Annotated in this window: 4 protein-coding genes; all 4 read left to right on the top strand. The window is 62.4% G+C overall.

Translation table 11 applies throughout. The features are described from left to right. The first annotated feature begins 153 nt into the window (after positions 1 to 153). Entirely contained in the window at positions 154 to 504 is a 351-nt protein-coding gene (locus H5U38_15170; protein MBC7188365.1) for a LapA family protein, read from the top strand. A 24-nt stretch (positions 505 to 528) separates the two neighbouring features. Further along, positions 529 to 1701, top strand: coding sequence for a tetratricopeptide repeat protein (locus tag H5U38_15165; protein MBC7188364.1), 1173 nt, complete (start codon positions 529 to 531; stop codon positions 1699 to 1701). After that, a complete protein-coding gene (locus tag H5U38_15160) occupies positions 1701 to 2513 on the top strand; it encodes an SPOR domain-containing protein (GenBank protein MBC7188363.1) in 813 nt (270 codons plus the stop codon). Before H5U38_15165 ends, H5U38_15160 begins: the two co-directional genes overlap by 1 nt. A 16-nt stretch (positions 2514 to 2529) precedes the next feature. Beyond that, positions 2530 to 3360 (top strand): homocysteine S-methyltransferase family protein (locus H5U38_15155; protein MBC7188362.1); only part of this gene is annotated, 831 nt, incomplete at its 3' end.

Raw genomic sequence — 3360 nt, 5'->3', positions numbered from 1 at the left:
CTGGAAGAGCGGCACCTGCCGCCGGGCAGACTGGTGCAGGTGCTCGTGACCGGTGCAGAAGGCCACACGCTGTTTGGCAGAGTGGTCAGTCGGCTGCCGCTGGCCGAGACAGTCGCTGCGCAAGGCTAAGCCTGTCGGCGAGGAGGGTCACGTATGTGGTTGGTGCGTTGGATAGGCGCGATTGTGGTTGTGTTGGTACTGGTGGTGCTGGCCACCCAAAACTCGGCTCTGCAGGTGGTGGTGCGCTTCTACAAGTGGCAGAGTGTCGAGCTCCCACTTTGGGTGGTGATGTACCTGAGCTACGCGGCGGGGCTTCTCACCTGGTTGCTCATCTCGCTCATTCGCGTGTTCGCGCTGCGCGCGGACATTCGTCGCGTGACCAAAGAAAACGAGAAGTTGAGAGCCGAACTCGGGCGACTTCGCAACATCTCGGTGCAAGAGGGAATGCTGGCGCCTGCCAAACTCGCCCCTGGCGCTATTGAAGAGGAGCTGGAACGGACGTAACCTCCTTCGAGCGGAGAAGCTGCCATGGACAAAATCGTCATCCTCGCCATCGTCATGACCGCGCTTTTTCTCATCGGCGTGGCCGTGTTCTTTCCCTCTACCAGGCGCCGCCGGAAACGTGACGACCAGGTGTGGCGCGACTATGCCCGTGCGCTGGAGCTTCTCCTGGGCGGCGAGCTCGAGCAGGCGCAGGAGGTCCTGCGGGGCATCGTGGAGCGCAACAGCGACTTTGTCAGCGCCTACATCAAAATCGGCGATGTCTTTCGCCTGACTGGCCGCGTAGAGCAGGCCATCCGTGTTCATCAGGAACAGGAGGCAAGAGAGGGCTTGACCCCCGAGCAGTCGCAAACGCTGCACAGGAGCCTGGTGCGCGACTATTTTGCCGCCGGCAAACAGGAGCGAGGGCTTGCGCACGTGGACGCGCTGTTAGCACAGGACAAGGATGATGCCTGGGCGCTCCGCTGGAAGGCACGTCTTTGCGAACAAATGCGCGACTGGGACGGGGCCTACGAGGCGCTTGAGCGTCTCTGCAAAGTCAAGGGCACTGCTGACAACCAAACGCTGGCGTTTTACAAGGTGCAAAGGGGCAAGCAGCTGTTGGAGGAGGGCAAAGGCAGGGATGGCCGCCTCAGGTTTCGCGAGGCTATCAAGCTGGACGGAAAGTGTGTGGCCGCGTATCTTGAACTGTCCTCCTCCTACCGGGCAGAGAGGCGCTACCGCGATGCTCTCAACGTGCTGAGGCGTTTGGTGGAAGCAGCTCCTGAACACGCCGCCGCAGCGTTTGAACTCATTGAGCACGTGCTGTACGAAGCAGGCGATTTTGGCGATATCGAGAACGTGTACACGTCGGTCATTCAGCGTGCTCCCGATACCGCAGAAGCGTATTTGGGACTTGCCTCGCTACAAGCGAAGATGGGGCAACACCAGCGCGCTATTGAACTCTGCAGGCAGGCACTCAGCAAGGATCCTGACAACTGGGCTGCGAAGATCTATCTGGCTCGTTTCCTCAATGCGGTGGGGCGCCACAGCGAGGCGGCCAGTCAGGCTCTGGAGGTTCTGGAGCATACCGACCGGCTGCGCGCCCGCTACGTGTGCCCGCACTGTGGCTGGACGTCTCAGGTGCCCAGCCCGCGCTGCGTGCAGTGTCTCCGTCCGATGCCGGCAACCACAGCAAGCGGCGGCACGCAGCAGGGCTGATGGGTAGAGAGTTGAGGATGCGTCGTCACTGGTTTGCCGTAACTCTGGCGGTTTTGGCGTGCGGGGCTTCGCTGCTGCGCGCGCAGGTGCCGGAGACTGTCACGTTGCTCCTTGAGCAGAATCGACTTACGGAGATCAAACAACGGCTTCGGGACCTTGCGCGACAGTTTCCCAATGACCCGACCGTCCTTTTTCTTCAGGGGGCAACCGAAACCGAGGGGGCGCAAGCGGCCCGCTACTACAAGCGAGTAGCCGAGGAATTCCCGACGACTGCCTTTGCCGACGACGCCTTGTTTCGCTTGGCAGAATACGACTTTGCGCTCGGTCTCTATCATAGCGCCGCGCAACGTTGTCTGCAGCTGGCCCGCCAGTACCCGGATTCCCCTCTGTGCGATGATGCTCACTATGTGCGCGTCCAGTGCCTCTTGGCGCGTGGAGAGCGCGACTCTGCCGCCTATGCCCTGGAGTGGTTCCTGAAGAAATATCCCGACTCGCCTTATGCTCGCCTGGCTGCGCTGGAGGTGGCCAGCAAGGCCGGCAGCCAACAGTCCGTCCCCACGGCCCGTGGGCAGGCCTCTCCGGAGCCGTACAGCGTGCAGGTGGGTGCATTCAAAGAGAAGGCCAATGCGGAAAAGCTAGCGCGGGCTCTTAGCAGGGAGGGTTACCAGTGTGAGGTCGTGCCCAAGGAGCGCGGGCGCGACCTTTTCTACCTCGTCTGGGTGGGTTTGTTCCAAAGCGAAGAGGCCGCGCGTCGCAAGGGTGAGGAACTCCAGGCACGGCACGGGCTCCCTTTCCGCGTAGTGCGGCGTTAGCACGCGGAGGAAGATCATGGGTCGCTCTTTTCGCACCGAACTCGGCACCAAGATTTTGCTCTTTGACGGTGCCACGGGTACCACTCTCCAGGCCCTAGGCCTGCCTATGGGCACACTGCCCGAGGTTTGGAACTTGGAGAACCCTGAGGCAGTCGTGCAGACGCATAGGGGCTACGTGGAGGTGGGGGCAGATGTCGTCATCACCAACAGCCTGGGCGCCAATCGTTTTCGCCTGCGCGAGACCCCGCTGGCTGACCGTGTCGCCGAGTTGAACCGTCGCGCTGCGGAGCTGGCGCGCAAGGCAGCGGGCACGCGCGCCTACGTAGCCGGTTCGGTGGGCTCCACCGGCCTCTTGCTTGCCCTCGAAGAAGTCTCCGCAGACGACATTCTCGAGGCCTACCGGGAGCAGGTGAGCGGCTTGGTGGAAGGGGGCGCCGATCTAATCGCCGTCGAGACCATGACGGATGTGGAAGAGGCATGCCTGGCCGTGAAGGCGGCCAAGAGCGTGTGCGACCTGCCCGTGGTAGCCACCATGACTTTCGAGCCGGGCAAGAAGGGCTATCGCACGGTGATGGGGACCGATATCGCCACGGCCGTGCGCCGGCTGGAAGATGCTGGCGCTGATGCCACCGGAAGCAACTGCGGCACGGGTATCGACGATATGGTCGCCATAATCCAGGAGATGCGCGTGCACACGCGTCTGCCGCTCCTCGCCGAGCCGAATGCGGGGTTGCCACAGATGCGCGATGGCAAGGTAGTGTACACCGAAACCCCGGAGTACATGGCCTCGCGTGTGCCGGACCTGCTGCGTGCAGGTGCCATGTTGGTGGGCGGCTGTTGCGGCACT

It is taken from the genome of Calditrichota bacterium, from assembly GCA_014359355.1.
In the GTDB taxonomy this organism is placed as follows: Bacteria; Zhuqueibacterota; Zhuqueibacteria; order JANLFK01; family Oleimicrobiaceae; genus Oleimicrobium.
This window is presented reverse-complemented; position numbering and strand designations above follow the sequence as displayed.

What these genes read in the sequence shown, in the direction of transcription:
- H5U38_15170 (MBC7188365.1), top strand. Translation starts at nt 154, where the DNA reads ATGTGGTTGGTGCGTTGGATAGGCGCGATTGTGGTTGTGTTGGTACTG.
- H5U38_15165 (MBC7188364.1), top strand. Translation starts at nt 529, where the DNA reads ATGGACAAAATCGTCATCCTCGCCATCGTCATGACCGCGCTTTTTCTC.
- H5U38_15160 (MBC7188363.1), top strand. Translation starts at nt 1,701, where the DNA reads ATGGGTAGAGAGTTGAGGATGCGTCGTCACTGGTTTGCCGTAACTCTG.